General features: G+C 70.2%; 16 protein-coding genes. 5 read left to right on the top strand and 11 right to left on the bottom strand.

Annotation, left to right across the window (positions count from 1 at the left end; translation table 11 throughout):
• Positions 1-160: 160 nt before the first annotated feature.
• Entirely contained in the window at positions 161-541 is a 381-nt protein-coding gene (locus IF55_RS11105) for a metal-sensitive transcriptional regulator (RefSeq protein WP_030892278.1), read from the bottom strand.
• 211 nt (positions 542-752) lie between these two features.
• Here IF55_RS11105 and IF55_RS11100 point away from each other — a divergent pair, with 211 nt between their 5' ends.
• Positions 753-1,373, top strand: coding sequence for a DUF47 domain-containing protein (locus IF55_RS11100; protein ID WP_030892276.1), 621 nt, complete (start codon positions 753-755; stop codon positions 1,371-1,373).
• A 6-nt stretch (positions 1,374-1,379) separates the two neighbouring features.
• Positions 1,380-2,378 (top strand): inorganic phosphate transporter, encoded by a 999-nt coding sequence (locus IF55_RS11095; protein ID WP_030892272.1) that lies wholly within the window; start codon positions 1,380-1,382, stop codon positions 2,376-2,378.
• Between the two features lie 649 nt (positions 2,379-3,027).
• Here the strand turns inward: IF55_RS11095 and pstB are convergent.
• The 4 genes from pstB to pstS form a co-directional block, all read right to left on the bottom strand.
• Positions 3,028-3,804: a phosphate ABC transporter ATP-binding protein PstB gene (gene pstB, locus IF55_RS11090; RefSeq protein ID WP_030892270.1), complete on the bottom strand. Its 777-nt coding sequence runs from the start codon at positions 3,802-3,804 to the stop codon at positions 3,028-3,030.
• A 59-nt stretch (positions 3,805-3,863) separates the two neighbouring features.
• Positions 3,864-4,946 (bottom strand): phosphate ABC transporter permease PstA, encoded by a 1,083-nt coding sequence (pstA, locus tag IF55_RS11085; RefSeq protein ID WP_030892268.1) that lies wholly within the window; start codon positions 4,944-4,946, stop codon positions 3,864-3,866.
• On the bottom strand, positions 4,943-5,911 hold the full coding sequence (pstC, locus tag IF55_RS11080) for a phosphate ABC transporter permease subunit PstC (protein WP_030892266.1): 969 nt from the start codon (positions 5,909-5,911) through the stop codon (positions 4,943-4,945). Before pstC ends, pstA begins: the two co-directional genes overlap by 4 nt.
• Positions 5,912-6,101: 190 nt before the next feature.
• Positions 6,102-7,229 (bottom strand): phosphate ABC transporter substrate-binding protein PstS, encoded by a 1,128-nt coding sequence (pstS, locus tag IF55_RS11075; protein ID WP_030892263.1) that lies wholly within the window; start codon positions 7,227-7,229, stop codon positions 6,102-6,104.
• Positions 7,230-8,189: 960 nt separating this feature from the next.
• On the opposite strand from pstS, the gene IF55_RS11070 reads away from it, so the two are divergent.
• The gene (locus tag IF55_RS11070; RefSeq protein WP_398244736.1) at positions 8,190-9,110 is read left to right on the top strand and encodes a C40 family peptidase; all 921 of its coding nucleotides are present in this window, start codon (positions 8,190-8,192) and stop codon (positions 9,108-9,110) included.
• A 140-nt stretch (positions 9,111-9,250) separates the two neighbouring features.
• Here IF55_RS11070 and IF55_RS11065 read toward each other — a convergent pair whose 3' ends face one another.
• Positions 9,251-9,820, bottom strand: coding sequence for an O-acetyl-ADP-ribose deacetylase (locus IF55_RS11065; protein WP_030892638.1), 570 nt, complete (start codon positions 9,818-9,820; stop codon positions 9,251-9,253).
• 220 nt (positions 9,821-10,040) lie between these two features.
• Between IF55_RS11065 and IF55_RS11060 the strand changes: the two genes are divergently transcribed.
• Entirely contained in the window at positions 10,041-11,312 is a 1,272-nt protein-coding gene (locus tag IF55_RS11060; protein ID WP_030892641.1) for a PP2C family protein-serine/threonine phosphatase, read from the top strand.
• 77 nt (positions 11,313-11,389) lie between these two features.
• Here the strand turns inward: IF55_RS11060 and IF55_RS11055 are convergent, their stop codons facing one another.
• The 4 genes from IF55_RS11055 to IF55_RS11035 all read right to left on the bottom strand — a co-directional run bounded on the left by IF55_RS11055 (position 11,390) and on the right by IF55_RS11035 (position 14,874).
• On the bottom strand, positions 11,390-11,734 hold the full coding sequence (locus tag IF55_RS11055) for a DUF2516 family protein (protein ID WP_030892643.1): 345 nt from the start codon (positions 11,732-11,734) through the stop codon (positions 11,390-11,392).
• Between the two features lie 167 nt (positions 11,735-11,901).
• Positions 11,902-12,525 carry a hypothetical protein gene (locus IF55_RS11050; protein ID WP_030892646.1) on the bottom strand — a complete coding sequence of 208 codons (624 nt, stop codon included), beginning with the start codon at positions 12,523-12,525 and terminating at the stop codon, positions 11,902-11,904.
• A 17-nt stretch (positions 12,526-12,542) separates the two neighbouring features.
• Complete coding sequence (locus IF55_RS11045; protein ID WP_030892648.1) at positions 12,543-12,938, bottom strand: helix-turn-helix domain-containing protein; 396 nt, start codon at positions 12,936-12,938, stop codon at positions 12,543-12,545.
• Positions 12,939-13,668: 730 nt separating this feature from the next.
• Positions 13,669-14,874, bottom strand: coding sequence for an alpha/beta hydrolase family protein (locus tag IF55_RS11035; protein WP_030892653.1), 1,206 nt, complete (start codon positions 14,872-14,874; stop codon positions 13,669-13,671).
• Positions 14,875-15,933: 1,059 nt separating this feature from the next.
• Between IF55_RS11035 and IF55_RS11030 the strand changes: the two genes are divergently transcribed.
• On the top strand, positions 15,934-16,470 hold the full coding sequence (locus tag IF55_RS11030; RefSeq protein WP_030892658.1) for a DUF3291 domain-containing protein: 537 nt from the start codon (positions 15,934-15,936) through the stop codon (positions 16,468-16,470).
• Here IF55_RS11030 and IF55_RS11025 read toward each other — a convergent pair.
• On the bottom strand, positions 16,458-16,829 hold the full coding sequence (locus IF55_RS11025) for a hypothetical protein (RefSeq protein WP_030892660.1): 372 nt from the start codon (positions 16,827-16,829) through the stop codon (positions 16,458-16,460). The genes IF55_RS11030 and IF55_RS11025 overlap by 13 nt on opposite strands.
• Positions 16,830-17,013: the final 184 nt, after the last annotated feature.

The following is a 17,013-nucleotide window of genomic DNA, read 5'->3' as shown; positions in this document are numbered from 1 at the left end:
GCGCTCTCGGTGGCGGGCGGGCCGGGGCGCGTGGTTCCCGCGGTCTTCGCGGGCCTCGTACGGAGAGGTGGCGTCCGGCCGGTACGGGCCGGGGCGCGTGGCCTCGTACGGAGAGGTGGCGTCCGGCCGGTACGGGCCGGGGCCGGCCGGCCCGGCGGGGTCAGGTGCGCAGCAGGCGGGCGATGGCGGCGGTGGCCTCGGCCACCTTGGCGTCGATCTCCTCGCCGCCGCGCGTGGCCGCGTCCGCCACGCAGTGCCGCAGGTGCTCCTCCAGGAGCTGGAGGGCGAAGGACTGGAGCCCCTTGGTGCTGGCGGAGACCTGCGTGAGTATGTCGATGCAGTAGACATCCTCGTCGATCATGCGCTGGAGGCCGCGGATCTGGCCCTCGATCCGGCGCAGCCGCTTGCGGTGCTGGTCCTTCTGGTGGCTGTAGCCGTGCGGCCCGCGGTCATGGTCGGCGGTGGCGAGCGCCTCGGCGGTGGCGTCGGTCGGGGCGGGCGCGTCGGGGGCGCCGTTCAGCGCGGCTTCCGTACTCGTCATGGCGTCCTCCGTCGTCCTGGATGGGCCTCATACCCCCACCGGGTATATGATACCGAACTTTGCCCGTTTCACCGGGGCGGGAGCGTCCGGGCGGTACCCCTTGCTGAGCACTCTGCCCGATGGGCGACACTGATGGAATGCCAGTTAGCCGTGGCTTGATGATGCGCCTAGCATCAAGTCGACCGAATCCGCTGCACCCCGAGGACCCCCAGTGCGCTTTCGTCTGACCCCCAGGGAGACGAGCTTCTACGACATGTTCTCCGCTTCCGCGGACAACATCGTCACGGGCTCGAAGCTCCTGATGGAACTGCTCGGGGCGGATTCCTCCGCCCGGGTCGAGATCGCCGAACGGATGAGGGCAGCGGAGCACGCCGGGGACGACGCGACACACGCGATCTTCCACCAGCTCAACTCCTCTTTCATCACGCCATTCGACCGTGAGGACATCTACACCCTCGCGTCGAGCCTCGACGACATCATGGATTTCATGGAAGAGGCCGTCGACCTGGTCGTTCTCTATCAGGTCGACAAGTTGCCGAAGGGCGTGGAGCAGCAGATCGAGGTGCTCGCGCGGGCGGCGGAACTCACCGCCGAGGCCATGCCGAATCTGCGCACCATGAGCAACCTCACCGAGTACTGGATCGAGGTCAACCGGCTGGAGAACCAGGCGGACCAGATCCACCGCAAGCTCCTGGCGCACCTGTTCAACGGCAAGTACGACGCCATGGACGTGCTCAAGCTCAAGCAGATCGTCGACGTACTGGAGGAGGCGGCGGACGCTTTCGAGCACGTCGCCAATACCGTCGAGACCATCGCGGTCAAGGAGTCCTGACCTCCGGTGGACACCTTCGCCCTCGTCGTGACCATCGGGGTCGCGCTTTTCTTCACGTATACGAACGGCTTTCACGACTCCGCGAACGCCATCGCGACCTCGGTCTCCACGCGGGCGCTGACCCCGCGCGCGGCCCTCGCGATGGCCGCGGTGATGAACCTCGCCGGCGCCTTTCTGGGCAGCGGGGTCGCCAAGACCGTCAGCGAAGGACTGATCGACACGCCGACCGGCGGCCAGGGGATGATGATCCTCTTCGCCGCGCTGGTCGGGGCGATTGTCTGGAATCTGACGACCTGGTATTTCGGCCTGCCGTCGTCTTCCAGCCACGCGCTTTTCGGCGGAATGGTGGGCGCGGCGCTGGCCGGCTCCTCCACGGTGTACTGGTGGGGCGTCTGGGAGAAGATCGTTCTCCCGATGTTCCTGTCACCGGTCGTGGGGCTCGTTCTCGGCTACTTCGTGATGGTCGTCATCCTGTGGATCTTCAAGGGGTCCAACCCGCACAAGGCCAAGCGCGGCTTCCGCATCGCGCAGACCGTCTCGGCGGCCGGTATGGCGCTTGGCCATGGTCTTCAGGACGCCCAGAAGACGATGGGCATCGTGGTGATGGCCCTGGTCATCGGCGGCGTCGAGGACGAGGGCGACCCCATTCCGGTCTGGGTCAAGATCGTCTGCGCGCTGATGCTCTCGCTCGGTACGTACGCGGGCGGCTGGCGCATCATGCGGACGCTGGGGCGCCGGATCATCGAACTGGACCCGCCGCAAGGGTTCGCGGCGGAGACGACGGCGGCTTCGGTCATGTACACCGCGTCGTTCATGTTCCACGCGCCGATCTCCACTACGCATGTGATCACTTCGGCGATTATGGGTGTGGGGGCGACGAAGCGGGTCAAGGCGGTTCGGTGGGGGGTCGCGAAGAACATCATTATGGGGTGGTTCATCACGATGCCAGCAGCGGCGCTGGTGGCCGCCCTTAGCTATTGGGTCGTGAACCTGGCCTTCGGCTAGCCGGGCCGCCGGCCCGGACCCTGGCCCTGGGTTTGGGTGGGCGGGGTTCGTTTTCGGGTGACGGCCGGTGGACTTGCGGGGCGCTGCCCCGGACCCCGGTCCTCAAACTCCCCCAGCTACCGCTGGGAGGTGCCCCCTGACGGGCTGGATAGGGCTGGCGTTTGTGTCTCAAGCTGTCCCAGCTATCGCTGGGAGGCGCCCCCTGACGGGCTGTGGTGGCCAGGGGTTTCGTTCCTGGGCGGCGGCTGGGTTGGTCGTTCGGGGCGCTGCCCCGGACCCCGGTCCTCAAACTCCCCCAGCTATCGCTGGGAGGTGCCCCCTGACGGGCTGGATAGGGCTGACGTCCGTGCCTCAAGCTGCCCCAGCTATCGCATGGAGGTGCCCCCTGGCGGGCTGAATGGGGATGGCGTTTGTGTCTCAAGCTGCCCTAGCTACCGCTGGGAGGCGCCCCCCCGAGGGGCTGGAAACGAGCGGCCTCTGTCCTCGCCCCTGGCTCGCGGGGGTGGCCCCCGAGGGGCTGGACCGGCGGGGGGTGAGTTTCGGCCGCAGGCCGGGTGGTGGGGGTGGGCCCGCCCCGGGGCAGGGGCGGGCCCCGTCTTGCGGTGGCACCGCCATGCAGCACCGCTCGACGTGTGTGGGGGCGGGGCGGTCAGCCGAAGCGGCCGGAGATGTAGTCCTCGGTGGCTTGGACCGAGGGGTTGGAGAAGATGCGCGCGGTCTCGTCGATTTCGACGAGTTTGCCGGGCTGGCCGACGCCGGCGAGGTTGAAGAAGGCGGTGCGGTCGGAGACGCGGGCGGCCTGCTGCATGTTGTGGGTGACGATGACGATGGTGAAGCGCTCCTTGAGGTCGCCCATCAGGTCCTCGATGGCGAGGGTGGATATGGGGTCGAGCGCGGAGCAGGGCTCGTCCATGAGCAGGACCTGGGGTTCGACGGCGATGGCGCGGGCGATGCACAGCCGCTGCTGCTGGCCGCCGGAGAGGCCGGCGCCGGGCTTGTTGAGGCGGTCCTTGACCTCTTTCCAGAGGTTGGCGCCCTTGAGGGACTTCTCGACGATGGTGTCCAGCTCGGACTTGCGGACGCGGCCGTTGAGGCGCAGGCCGGCTGCGACGTTGTCGTAGATGGACATGGTCGGGAAGGGATTGGGGCGCTGGAAGACCATGCCGATGGTGCGGCGTACGGAGACGGGGTCGACCCCGTGCCCGTACAGGTCCTCGTCGTCGAGGAGGACCTTGCCCTCGACGCGCCCGCCGGGGGTGACCTCGTGCATCCGGTTCAGGGTGCGCAGGAAGGTCGATTTTCCGCAGCCGGAGGGGCCGATGAAGGCGGTCACCGAGCGGGGCTCGACGGTCATCGAGATGTCCTCGATGGCCTTGTGGCCGCCGTAGTACGCGTTGAGGCCGCCGACGTCGATGCGCTTGGCCATGTGAATCACTTCTTTTCTGCGACCGGCCCCGCTGCGCGGAGCCGCGTTTCGGGATGGCCTCAGCGGCCGGTCTTCGGGGCCTTCCAGCGCGCGATGGCGCGTGCGACCAGGTTGAGGATCATGACGAAGGCGATCAGTACGAGGGCGGCGGCCCAGGCGCGGTCGTAGGAGGCGTCGTTGCCGTTCGCCCACTGCTCGTAGATGTAGTACGGCAGGGAGGACTGGGCGCCCTCGAAGGGGTCGTTGTTGATCACCTGGGAGCCGAAGACCAGCAGCACGATCGGGGCGGACTCGCCGGCGATACGGGCGATGGCGAGCATCAGTCCGGTGGTGATGCCGCCGATCGCGGTGGGCAGCACGACCTTGAGGATGGTGCGCCACTTCGGCACGCCGAGGGCCAGGGACGCCTCGCGCAGTTCGTTCGGTACGAGCTTGAGCATCTCCTCGGTGGAGCGGACCACGACCGGCATCATCAGGATGGCCAGGGCCATCGATCCGGCGAAGCCGGAGTAGCTGAAGTCCAGCATGATGATCCACAGGCTCAGGATGAACAGGCCGGCCACGATGGAGGGGATGCCGGTCATGACGTCCACGAAGAACGTGACGACCTTCGCGAGCCTGCCGCGCCCGTACTCCACCAGGTAGATGGCGGTCAGCAGGCCGATCGGGGCCGCGATGGCGGTGGCGATGCCGACCTGTTCCAGGGTGCCGATGATCGCGTGGTAGACGCCGCCGCCGGGCTGGATGGTGAGCACGCCGGCCATGGAGTGGGAGAGGAAGGCGCCGTCGAGGACCTTGATGCCGCGCGCGATGGTCTCCCAGAGCAGGGAGACGAGCGGGACGACGGCGAGCAGGAAGCAGACCCACACCAGGCTGGTGGCGAGGCGGTCCTTGGCCTGGCGCAGGCCCTCGACGCGGGCCGCGGCCGCGTACATGACGGCCACGAAGAGGATCGCGGCGATCAGGCCCCACTGGGCGCGGCTGCTGAGTCCGGCGCCGAGGCCGATCCCGACGCCGGCGGCGACGGCGAGGGCCGCGACGACGGCCGGGGCCCAGCGGGGGAGCCGCGGGCGGTGCAGGCCGGCCGGGGGGAGCGGGGCGCTGTCGGAGACCGTCGGCCGGTCCACGATCACGTCACTCATGCCGTGTACTCCTTGCGACGCGAGATGATCATCCGGGCCGCGCCGTTGACCAGCAGGGTCAGTGCGAACAGGACCAGGCCGGAGGCGATCAGCGCGTCCTTGCCCAGCTCACCGGATTCCTTGAAGCTGCTGGCGATGTTCTGTGCGAAGGTGCCGCCGCCGGGCTCCAGCAGGCTGGCGTTGATCACGAAGCCGGGGGAGAGCACGGTGGCGACGGCCATCGTCTCGCCGAGCGCGCGGCCGAGGCCGAGCATCGAGGCGCTGATGACGCCGGAGCGGCCGAAGGGGAGGACCGACATCCGGATGACTTCCCAGCGGGTGGCGCCGAGCGCGAGCGCGGCCTCCTCCTGCGTCTTCGGGGCCTGGAGGAAGACCTCGCGGCTGACGCTGGTGACGATCGGCAGGATCATGATCGCGAGCAGGATGGAGATGGTGAAGATCGACCGGGACGGGCCGCCGGAGTAGGAGAAGACGCCGGTCCAGCCGAAGTAGTCGTCGAGCCAGCTATAGACGCCGCTGAGGTGGGGGACGAGGAACAGGGCACCCCACAGGCCGTAGACGATCGACGGGACGGCGGCCAGCAGGTCGATGACGAAGGCCAGCGGGCTCGCGAGGCGGCGCGGCGCGTAGTGCGAGACGAAGAGCGCGATGCCGACCGCGATCGGCACGGCGATGGCCATCGCGATGACCGAGCTGACGACGGTGCCGAAGGCGAGGACCGCGATGCCGAAGGTCGGGTGCGCGGAGTTGGGGTCCCAGGCGAAGGTGGTGAGGAAGTTCCCCTCGTCCTCGGAGATCGCGTTGGCCGCGCGGACGGTGAGGAAGACCGCGATCGCGGCCATGATCACCAGGAGCAGGACGCCGGAGCCGCGGGAGAGCGCGAGGAAGATCCGGTCACCGGCGCGGGTGGCGGCCCTGGTCGGTCGGGGTGGGGGGCTGGTCGCTGAGGTCGGTGATATGTCCATGGGTTTCTCCGGTCTGCGGAGCCGGGCGGCCCGGCTCCTGGCGCGGCGGTGCACCGGATGGTGCGGCCGGGCCCGAGGGGGCTCCTCGCGGAGGGCCCTGGCCCGAGGGGCTTCTCTCGGAGACCCCTGGCCCGAGGTGCTCCTCTCGGAGGCCCCTGGGAGGCCCGTTCGGGGCCCGGCCGCACGCGGATCAGGAGAGGGAGGCGACGCTCTCGCGGACCTTGGCGGCGATCTCGGCGGGCAGCGGGGCGTAGCCGAGCTCCTTGAGACCGGCCTGGCCGGCCTCGGAGGAGACGTAGGTCAGGAAGGACTTGGTGGCGGCAAGGGTGTCGGCCTTGTTGCCCTTGTCGCCGAGGACCTCGTACGTGACCAGGGTGATCGGGTAGGCGCCCTCGGCCTTGGTGGCGTAGTTCAGCTTGAGGGCGAGGTCCTTGCCGGAGCCGACGACCTTCGCGTCGGCGATGGCCTTGGACGCGTTGTCGGAGGTGGCGGCGACCGGGGCGGCGGCGCCGGTGTCGATCTTCACCGTGTCGATGCTGTTGGCGGTGGCGTAGGACAGCTCGAAGTACGAGATGGCGCCGTCGTTCTGCTTCACCTGCGAGGACACGCCGGCGGAGCCGTCCGCGGACTGCCCGCCCTTCGCGGCCCACGCCTTGGCGGGCTCGTACGGCCAGGACTTGGGCGCGGCGGCCTTGAGGTACTTGGTGAAGTTGTCCGTCGTGCCCGACTCGTCGGAGCGGTGGAACGCCTGGATCTTCAGGTCCGGGAGCTTCGCGTCCTTGTTGAGCTTCGCGATCGCAGGATCGTTCCACTTGGAGATCTTGCCGTCGAAGATCTTCGCGAGGGTGTCGGCGTCGAGGACGAGGTCCTTCACGCCGGGCACCTTGTAGCCGATCGCGATGGGGCCGCCGACCATCGGGAGGTTGATGCCCTGGCCGCCCTTGAGGACGCCCTTGGACTTCGTGACCTCCTCGGGCTTGAGCGCCGAGTCGGAGCCCGCGAAGGCGGTCTTGCCCTGGAGGAACTCCTGGACGCCCGCGCCGGAACCGGTCCCCTTGTAGTTGATCTTGATGTCGGGACAGGCCGCCATGAAGTTCTTCGTCCACAGGTCCATGGCGTTCTTCTGCGCGGTGGAGCCGGAGGCGAGCAGGTCGCCCTTGCCCTCGCACTTGATGTTGCCCGCGGCCTTGCTGGAGGCGGAGCCCCCGCCGTCGCCGCTGTTGTCGTCCGAGCCGCACGCCGTCAGGACCAAGGCGCCGGAGACGGCGAGGACGCCAAAGGCGGCGGCGCGGAGCCGGTTCTTGCGCTGAAGCTTCACTTTCGGGGGTTCCTTCCGGTAGCCGCCGCTCGGGCGGCGTGCGAAGAGGTTGTCGAACGGGAGTCTGCGCTGTTCAGCCTGGCTGTCCAGCACGGGGTCCAGCTATGGAGTTCTGCTGGGCGACGCGGGCCTCGGACGGTCCGACTCGCACGGTGTACGGCCGAAATTAGGCAGAACAGGTGAAGTGGTCGATGGGGGTGGGTGAACGGGGGGTGAACCTCGGCCGTCAGTGTGGTGGCCTGCCGGGCGGGGGCGGCTCCGGGGCGCGTAGGGGGGCGGGCGCGGGGGTGGGGGCGGTTGCCGCGGGGTGCCTGGGTGGGCGCCGCGGGGGCGTGGGTGGTCGGCGTGGGGGCCTGAACGGTCGCTGCGGGGGCGCCGGATGGCGCGGGGACATGGGCACTGGTCGCGGGGCCGCCGGGCCGCACGGAAAGGGCGGCAGCGGCGCGGGCGCCGCGGCGGAAGGCTGTGCGAATACGGGCCGCTCTCTGTTGTATCGCGGGGCGGCGTGGCACCATCCGAGCCTATGTGACGGCACGTCAGGTATGGGCTGCGCGAAGCGGAGGCTGACGGGTGATGAACGTCGATGGCGGGCGCGGGGCCGGTCGGGTACGGGCCACGGATCGGGGACGGGCCGTGGCGCCGGGAGGGGCTGCGGCTGGGGGGCGGGCCTTGGCGCCCGTACGGGCGGCAGTGCGCGTACGGGCGACGGCGCGCGTACCGGCAGCAATGCGCGTACGGCCGGCCGTACGCGCAAGGGCGGCAGCGGACGTACCGGCGGCGGCGCGCGTACGGGCGCCAGGGCGTGTGCGGGTCGTGGCTCGGGGGGCGGTGGTCGCCGCGGCCCTCCTCGCGTCCGTGACCGGGGCGCAGACCTGGCCGGTTACCGCGCACGCGGCCCCGGCGGCCCCGGCGGCGCCGCGCCCCGGGGACCCCGGTGCGCGCCCCCGGAGCCTGGAGGAGGTGCGTAAGGAGATCGACTCGCTCTACCGCGAGGCGGAGGCGGCCACGGACGCGTACAACGCGGCGGGCGAGCGCCAGAGCGAGCAGGAGCGGTCGATCCTGAAGCTCGCGCGGGCGGTGGTGGCCGCGCAGGACCGGATGGCGGGGCTCAAGAACCGGGCCGGGGCGCTGGCCCGCGCCCAGTACCGCAGCGGCGGGCTGCCGGCCGAGGCCCGGATGCTGTTCGGCGGCGACCCGGCGGAGTTCCTCGACAACGCGGCCCTCGCCCACAAGGGCCAGCAGGCGGCACGCGGCCTCATCGCGGATCTGGCCGCCACGCAGACCGCGCTCGACGGGTACGCGAAGGCGGCGAGCGAGCAGTGGGAGAAGCTCGCGGACGAGCGGGCGAAGAAGGAGGACGCCAAGAAGAAGATCGAGGCGCGGCTCCGGTCGGCCAAGGACCTCGAATCGCGGCTGGCGGCGAAGGAGCGGGACCGGCTGCGGCAGTTGGAGGAGGAACGGGCGTACGCGGCGCAGGAGAAGTGGCTGAGCGCCGGGGCGGCGCCGAAGGGCGGCGGGGGCGCGACGAGCGACCAGGGCAAGCGGGCGGTCGCGTTCGCGACGGCGCAAATCGGCAAGGACTATGTGTGGGGAGCGGTCGGCCCCAACACCTTCGACTGCTCCGGCCTCACCCTCAAAGCATGGGCCGCGGCCGGCCGCCCCATACCGCGGACCTCCCAGGAGCAGTGGCGGCAGCTCCCCAAGGTCGACGCGCGCGACATGCGGCCGGGCGACCTCATCATTTACTTCCGCGACGCGAGCCATGTCGGTATGTACGTGGGCGGTGGCGCCATCGTGCACGCCCCGCGGCCGGGGCGTCAGGTGACGCTGGCGGGGGCGGGTTCGATGCCGGTGCTGGGGGTCGTACGGCCGGACGCGTGAGGTGGGGCGGGGCATGCTGAGGGACGGCGGGGTGTCGGGGAGCGGCGGGAGGCTGAGGGACGGCGGGGCGTCGGGGAGCTGCGGGGTGCTGATGGGCGGCGGGGCGTCGGGGAGCTGCGGGATGCTGATGGGCGGCGGGGTCAGGGGAGCTCCCGCAGGGCGTCGTCGAAGGCGGCGTACGCCTGGGCGTCGAAGAGGACGAAGCGGACTTCGGTGATTCCGGGGATGTTGCCGGTTCCGGCGCTTGGGTCACTGTCGCCGTCACGAACGGTTTCAAGTTCTGTACGGACCGTACGCAGCGCGATGCGGGCGGCGTCCGCGAGCGGCCAGCGGTAGACGCCTGTGGAGATCGCCGGGAAGGCGACCGTGGCGGCGCCCAGCTCGCCGGCGACGCGCAGTGACTCGCGGTAACAGGAGGCGAGGAGGTCGGAGCGGTCCTCGTGCTCGGAGTGGACCGGGCCGACCGTGTGGATGACCCAGCGGGCGGGGAGGCGGCCCGCGGTCGTCGCGACGGCCTGTCCCGGCGGCAGCCCGCGGCCGTAGTGGGAGGCGCGCAGGGCGCGGCACTCGGCGAGGATCTCCGGGCCGCCGCGGCGGTGGATGGCGCCGTCGACACCGCCGCCGCCGAGGAGCGAGGTGTTCGCGGCGTTGACGACGGCGTCGACGGACTGCTCGGTGATGTCGCCCTGGACCAGCGTGATGTTTGTCATTGCCCGATTGTCGCGTGGCAGGCGAAATGCCAGGCGGGGGGCGTCATATGACACGTGCGAATCACGTGATGCCATTCCGTTGGGCCGTGCCCTGGGGCTATGGTCGCGTCCGGTGGCCCCGCTGATCGGCGGCCGCCGCGCCCGAGGGGGCCGCGCCTCCCGGGGCCCCGTGCCCTCCGGCGTGCCATGGATTCATGGGGGAGGGAAGGGAAGCGAACCGATGTCCGTACCCGTGCCAGGGCCGCGGGCGGCTCCGCCCGGCGAGGCACGGACGCTGCCGCAGCCCAGGACCGCCGCCGCGCCGTCCGACGGCGGCCTCTCCCTGCTCGTCATCGAGGACGATCCGGCGGGCGCGCTGTCCGTGCCCGAGATGCTGGACGCGTCGGGCAAGCCGGTACGCATCCGTACGGCCCGCAATCTCACCGAGGCGACCCGGCTGCTCACGGACGACGTGCACTGCATCCTCCTCGACCTCGCGCTGCCGGGCGCCTGCCCCGAGGCGGGGGACGCGCTGGACACGCTGCGGGAGGTGCTGCGGCTCGCGCCGCGCCACGCCGTGCTGGCGCTGACCGCCGAGACGGACGCGGAACGGGCGACCGAGGCCGTACGGGTCGGGGCGCAGGACTATCTCTTCCGCGACGAGCTGGACGAACGGGTGCTGAGCCGCGCGATCCGCTACGCCGTCGAGCGCAAGCGCGCCGATGTCGCGCAGCGCCAGCTCAGCGAGTCGCGGCTGCGCGCGCAGGAGAACGCCCGGCTGGAGCGCGGCCTGCTGCCCACGCCGCTGCTGGACGGCTCCGATCTCAGCTTCGCCGCCCGCTACCGCCCCGGCCGCAGCCGGGCGCTGCTCGGCGGCGACTTCTACGACACGGTCCGTACGCCCGACGGGACCGTGCACGCGATGATCGGCGACGTCTGCGGGCACGGCCCGGACGAGGCCGCGCTAGGCGTCGAACTGCGCATCGCCTGGCGGGCGTTGACCTTCGCCGGGCTGAGCGGCGATGTACTGCTCTCGACGCTCCAGCGGGTCCTGGAGCACGAGCGCGCCAACGAGGAGATCTTCGCGACGCTCTGCACCGTCGACATCGCGGCGGACGGCCGCACCGCGGGGATGTTCCTCGCGGGCCACCCGACGCCCCTGCTCGTACGGCCGGATTCGCCGTTACCGCTGCTGCTCCCGTACGAGGACGGCGGCCCGGCCCTCGGCCTGCTGCCGCAGGCCCGCTGGCCGCGTCACGAACTCGAACTGGGCGCGGAGTGGAGCCTGTTGATGTATACGGACGGCCTCATCGAGGGCCGGGTCGGCACGGGCACGCAGCGGCTGGGGCAGGAGGGGATGGCCGAGTTGATTGGCCGTCAGTTCCAGGAGGGGCTGCGGGGGGAGAAGCTGCTGGACGCGGCGGTGAGGGAGGTGCGGGACCTGAACGGCGGGGAGTTGACGGACGACGTGGCGGTGCTGCTCCTGGACCGGGGGCCGCTCGGACAGGGCTAAGGGCCGGCTAACGGCCGCCGTTGTACGGCCGTACGGATCAGCCGGCTCCCGTCGCTGGTCGGGCTTGGCCGCGCTGGTCACCGACCGCCGTTGTACGGCCCGTACGGCCCGTCCGAGCTGGAGCCGCCGCGGCGCGGGCCGCCGCGCCGGCCGGAGACCTGCTTGAGCGCGGGGCGCACGTCCACCATGTAGACGATGGTGGCGATGAGCCCGATGATCGGCAGGAAGGACAGGACGCCCATGAAGAGGTTCACGGCGGCCGCGATGCCGAGGATGATCAGCCAGAACGGCTTGGTCTGCTTGTCGGCGGCGCGGTAGGCGTCCTCGCGGTGGATGGCGGCGTCGATGAACGCGACCAGCGTGAAGACCAGCAGGCCGATCGACACCCAGTACATGACGTTGCCGAAGGCTTGCACCAGCATGCCGTTCACCTCTCAGTCCTCAGTCCTCTGGTCTCGTGATCGTTTGGGGCTCGTCCGGGGCTCGTACGGACCGGCGTACGCCGCCACGCCACCGTACCGGTAGAACGGGCCGGACACGTGGTGCGTGCCCGGCCCGCGCGGGGTCTCTCACCGGCGCTGACTGGTTCCTACTGGTCGGAGCCCTTGGGGGCGGGCTTCTTGGCGGTGGAGGCGGGCTTGCGGGCCGCGGGCTTCTTGGCGGCGGACTGCGGGGCCGCCGCGGCCTGCGGGGCGGTGGACTCGCTCTTGGCCGTGCCGCCGGCCGCGCCCTGCGTTCCGGCCGCGCTCCGCGACCCGCCCTGGTCGGCGGACTCCTCGGAGTCGGGCTCGATGGCGACGGCGATCTCGGCGACCTCCTCGGCGGCCTCGCCGCGCCAGGTCTGCACCGCCTCCCGCCCGCGCTCGGCCAGCTTCTCGTACGTCTCGCCGGCCTTGGCCGCGTACCCGACGGCCTGGCCCACGCCCTGGAGCGCCAGGTCCTGCGCGGTGTCGCGCCACTTCTTCAGGTCCGTGTCGAGGGACCCGAACACCTCGGTGACCTTGGCCTGCACGGTCACCTGGGCCTCCTTGGCCTGCCGGGTGACCCGCTCCTGCACGGCCTTGGGGTCGGTCTCGCGCAGCTCGGCGAGGAAGCCGGGCGCCTCGGCGATGAGCTGCCCGATCTTCTCGGCGGTCGCGTCGGCGGCCCCGGCCGCGGCGTAGAGCGGCTTCGGGTCGGTAAGGGTCTTGCGGATGTCTTCGGTGATGGCCATGGCGATGGTCTCCCGGATCAGCTTGAGGATGTGCCTGCTTCGTCGTCGCCGTCTTCGTGGTCCGGCGCGAGCCCGTTCTCCTTGCGGAAGGACTCGTAAATCTGGAGCAGCACCTGTTTCTGCCGCTCGTTGATCGAGGGATCGGCGAGGATCACACTCCGCACCTCGGCCTCGTCCCGGTCCCGCTCATCGAGGATCCCGGCCTGCACGTACAGCGTCTCGGCGGAGATCCGCAGCGCCTTGGCGAGCTGCTGCAAAATGTCCGCGCTCGGCTTGCGCAGCCCGCGCTCGATCTGGCTGAGATACGGGTTCGACACCCCGGCGGCATCGGCGAGCTGCCGCAACGAGAGCTGCGCGGAGCGCCGCTGCTCCCGCAGGAACTCGCCGAGATTGCCGACGTTCAGTGATGCCATGCCTCGATGCTGCACCACCCCCGCTAACTCCTGCAAGCGCCCGCTTGCAAAAGTTAGCTATGCCACTCCGGCTGCTGCCGCGGTCGGTCGTGTGAGTCCGAACGAGAAGTACGCCGTCCTGGTCTCGGGGGCCGGGCACGTCCCGGTCGCGCTCAGCCCAGACGAGTACATCGAGCTGCTGCCCCGCTGCCAACGGAGGATCAACTCCTACGGCATCCGCCTGGGCCACCGCGCCTATGACGGTGCGGAGTTGAGCCCCTTCCGCGTTCAGCCGTCCGGTGCCGGCCAGGGCGAGCGGGGTTGGGAGGTCCACTACGACCCCTACGGCATCTCCTGCGTCTGGGTACGCAACCACCGCGGCGAAGGGCGGGTCACCGCGACCTGGCGCCACTTGCGGGCCTGCCGGTCCCGATGGGCGAGCTGGTCTTCGACCGGGCTCACCAGGTGCTGGCCGAACGCGCAGGCCGTCGGCCGCACGAGGAGGAAATCGCACAGGCCGCCGTCAGGCTGCTGGACCGCGCGGCCGGCGGCCCCGGTGACGGAACCGGGGCCGCCGGGGCAAGGGCGGGTGGCCAGGGGTTTCGTGGCCGGTCAAACTTTGATGCCGTAGATCAAGGTTCGGTGACACAGGTCACCGAACCTGGGATTCCGGGGCCGACGTAGAACTCGGTCCAGCCGTCCTGCTCCCCCAAGGGCCTGCGAGGGACCGCGGTGCTGCGGTCCCAGGTACTCAAGGGAGGAACGTCACTGCCGGGAAGGCTGGGGACGGCCCGTCGAGCAGGTGGCCCCGGCGGTGGCGCAGGTGCTTGTCGAAGAACGCGAGCGGGTACGCCTGCTGGATCTTCACCGCCTGGTCGGGATCGAGGGTGCCGATCACGTCCTGGAGCTGCTTCTTGCTCCATCCGAGCAGCTTCGCCACCTGTGGGAACAGCGCCTCGTTGTCGCCGTAGGAGATGTGGGCGGCCCCCTGGGCCTGGATGTTCAGCCGCCAGCCCCGCAGGTGCGACCAGAACGCGGCGACCTCGGGGTGCGTGGCCCGGGTGTACTCGGCGGACATCATCATGAACGGCCGGTCCAAGTCGCCGGTCAGTGGCGGTTTCATCTGCATCGGACCGTCGAGGCTCAGCCCGGCCCGGATGCGTTCGTCCGCGAGCATGGCGGAGGCGGTGGCCGTCCCGCCCTTCGACCAGCCGAACGCGCCCATGCGCCGCGGGTCGAGGGAGCCGAGCAGTCCGGCCGGCAGCTCCCTGTGGTCGACGTCCGGATTGCGTCCGGCGGCGAGCTGCTCGACGCAGTCGAGGACGAAGCGCAGGTCGGCTGCGAAGTCCCCGGGAAGCGTCGGCGCCTGCTCGTCATCGATCGGGACGACGATCCGACCGTTCGGGAACTCGGTGTAGGTGTCGTACTGGTGAGCCACCGTCACAGCCGCGTATCCGTGGCTGGCGAGCTCCTGGACCATGACGGTGTGGTCGCCCTGGTGACTGTGTGCGCCGTGCGAGAACACGACCACGGGCAGCCGTCGGCCCGATCGCCGCACCGGAGCGCCCACATGGCCGGCAGAGAGCGGCCCCAGGGGGGTCAGCTCGCCGAACCCGGCGTTGGTGAGGAGCGCCTGAAGTGCGCCGGCCGGCATCCAGGGCGCCACCGGGTACCGCTGGACGTCCCGGGCGGGGTACCAGACGGTGGCCATCAGCTCGCGAAAGTGCCCGGGGCCCGCGATGTGGTCCGGACGTGACCGGTCGACAAGGTGCAGTGGGACCGTGCCCACCGGGTGCGGTCCGGTGGGCACGGGCAGCATGAGCCGCGTCGGTGCCGATTTGGCCGCGGCCAGATCGGCACCGGTGGCGAGCGGCACGGCGGCCCCGGCGGCCAGCGCGGCTCCGAGCACTCTGCGGCGCGTCATGCCCTTCCGGCTGATGAACGGCGTGGTGGTCATGGCCCTCCTGGTGACGGAACGTCAATCGTGCCGCGACGGACAGTCCGTGGGCACAAGGGAACGCTGTCACATGCCGCTCCCGCGCACCAACGGCCCACCGTTTGATTTCTCGCGAGGACATCGGCCCACGGTTTACCCCCTGAGGGCTGACGCGGTCGGCGGTTCGTCCGGTTGCGAGACCATACGGATCACCTCGGGCTCGCGAACCCGCAGGTTCGGTGACCTGTGTCACCGAACCTTGATCTACGGCATCAAACTTTGACCGGCCACGAAACCCGTGGCCAGGCCGTACACGCCAGCCGGACAGAGGGATACGCGTCGCAATCAGCTTCTCCGCGCTGCGGAACCGCAGGAAGCTCCAATGAGGAAGCTCCAATGAGGACGCCCGCCAGTTTGTGCGCCTGGTCGCCGCTTCAGTCTGCTTGGAACCGCCGGGGCCGACGGCACTCCTCTCTACTACGAGACCACCCGGGCCCCCGGCAGCGTTGTCACTCGCCGGGTCGGCAGCCTCCCCCAACGCTTCGAGCTAACCGATGCCCCGCTGGGCGACGGAACGTACGCCGCCGAACCCCTCGACCACCTGTAGGACGACCAGAGGATGGGAGGGGTGCCGCTGCTGGAACGCTGTGTGACCGCGAGCGCCCTCGGGCTGGGCCGCCCACCAGCACTTTCACCGCACGCGATTACGTTCGCACCCGCAGCCAGCCGAAACGGCTGCGTTCGCTGTCAAACGGCTGGGTTGAATGACAGCGGACAACAATGCTCAGGTTGAGCGAGACGAGTCGGCCTGTCCCGTCTCCGTCAATCTGAACCACCCCAGGCCAGCGCACCGGGATGGCTCGCTTCCAGAGATACGGGACAACGAACCCGCTGATCGGCGGCCAGATCCAGGTGGACATCGTCTACACCCCGGCCCGCCTGCGCGGTCATGGCTACGCGGGCGCTGTTGTGAGGTTTGGGCGGGAAGCCATTTCGGGCCAGGATGTGCAACTTCGACAGGGGAGAGGCGGGGGGCTACCTTCTCGGGGGCCTGGAGGGTTGCTGTTCGGGGAGGGAATTATGGATCGGCTTGCGTTGTATACGTTCGGTGTTTTGAAAAGGCCGCTTGCTGATTCTGGGGCGCTTACGCGCGAGTTTTATGACATGGGGAAGGGCGTCTACGGGGAGATTGGTCGGCAGCCCGGGTACGTCGCTCATGCTGTGGCGGCGGAGGGTGGGCGGGGGGCGCACTTTGAGGCGGATTGGGGGGTGTGGGGGGAGTTCGCCGTGCCGGAATGGTACGGGAAGGGGCGTACGGCGGAGACCACCGCGCTGGCGGCGACCCTCTCGCTCTGGGCCGGGCTGCGTTCCGCCTTCGACGCCATCTACTCCGGTCTGCACCGTACGGCGTTGAACCGGCGTTACGACTGGTTCGAGAGGTCAGGGCAGCCGAATTACGTGTGCTGGTGGGTCTCCGACGGCTCCACCCCGACCTGGCGGGACGGAGTTTCCCGGCTGGAGCATTTGCGCGACCACGGTTCCGCGCCGCACGCCTTTACCTTCCACCATTCCTTCGCCCCGGACGGAACCCCGGCCCCGGCGGCTTATGGCAGGTAGAGGACGACCGAGTTGACCGGGGTGAAATTGGTCCACCAGCCGTATTGCGGGGCCATGTCGTGGTGGCAGGTGCCGGTGCCGTTGTAGCCGCTGCACAGTTTCGCGCGAGCGCCGCCGTACTGGTTGTTGAGAATCCAGTGGAAGTTGTACTGGCCGCTCAGGTTATGGGCGCCGTAGCTCCAGAACTTGTGGCTGGGCGACTTGGCGGGGTCCTGCCCCTCGGGGTACAGACAGACGGCCCCGTCCGGACAGTTGGCCCAGGGGGAGGCGGGCGTCGCCTGGGCGGGGCCGACCGCCAGTACCGCCGCCGCCACGGCTCCCAGCGCCACGGCCGAGGCTCTGCGGATGCTTCTCTTCATGGTTCCCCCCTGCGAGTTCTTGGCATGTATGGGTCGGTTCTCGGTCAGTCGGCAGCATCACCGAGGGGCACCGTGCGCACCAGGGTGGAATCGGTCATACCGGACCCGAGGGGCGGAATTCCTCGTCTTCCGCGGGCCTCGTCGGCGCGGTACCGGGGTTGGCTATGGCTCCGTAAAGGCCCTC

The sequence above is a fragment of the Streptomyces varsoviensis genome (assembly GCF_000718635.1).
GTDB lineage: Bacteria > Actinomycetota > Actinomycetes > Streptomycetales > Streptomycetaceae > Streptomyces > Streptomyces varsoviensis.
This window is presented reverse-complemented; position numbering and strand designations above follow the sequence as displayed.

What these genes read in the sequence shown, in the direction of transcription:
- IF55_RS11030 (WP_030892658.1), top strand. Translation starts at nt 15,934, where the DNA reads ATGGATCGGCTTGCGTTGTATACGTTCGGTGTTTTGAAAAGGCCGCTT.
- IF55_RS11065 (WP_030892638.1), bottom strand. Translation starts at nt 9,820, where the DNA reads ATGACAAACATCACGCTGGTCCAGGGCGACATCACCGAGCAGTCCGTC.
- pstB (WP_030892270.1), bottom strand. Translation starts at nt 3,804, where the DNA reads ATGGCCAAGCGCATCGACGTCGGCGGCCTCAACGCGTACTACGGCGGC.
- pstC (WP_030892266.1), bottom strand. Translation starts at nt 5,911, where the DNA reads ATGGACATATCACCGACCTCAGCGACCAGCCCCCCACCCCGACCGACC.
- IF55_RS11035 (WP_030892653.1), bottom strand. Translation starts at nt 14,874, where the DNA reads ATGACCACCACGCCGTTCATCAGCCGGAAGGGCATGACGCGCCGCAGA.
- IF55_RS11025 (WP_030892660.1), bottom strand. Translation starts at nt 16,829, where the DNA reads ATGAAGAGAAGCATCCGCAGAGCCTCGGCCGTGGCGCTGGGAGCCGTG.
- IF55_RS11050 (WP_030892646.1), bottom strand. Translation starts at nt 12,525, where the DNA reads ATGGCCATCACCGAAGACATCCGCAAGACCCTTACCGACCCGAAGCCG.
- IF55_RS11060 (WP_030892641.1), top strand. Translation starts at nt 10,041, where the DNA reads ATGTCCGTACCCGTGCCAGGGCCGCGGGCGGCTCCGCCCGGCGAGGCA.
- pstA (WP_030892268.1), bottom strand. Translation starts at nt 4,946, where the DNA reads ATGAGTGACGTGATCGTGGACCGGCCGACGGTCTCCGACAGCGCCCCG.
- IF55_RS11055 (WP_030892643.1), bottom strand. Translation starts at nt 11,734, where the DNA reads ATGCTGGTGCAAGCCTTCGGCAACGTCATGTACTGGGTGTCGATCGGC.
- IF55_RS11045 (WP_030892648.1), bottom strand. Translation starts at nt 12,938, where the DNA reads ATGGCATCACTGAACGTCGGCAATCTCGGCGAGTTCCTGCGGGAGCAG.
- IF55_RS11105 (WP_030892278.1), bottom strand. Translation starts at nt 541, where the DNA reads ATGACGAGTACGGAAGCCGCGCTGAACGGCGCCCCCGACGCGCCCGCC.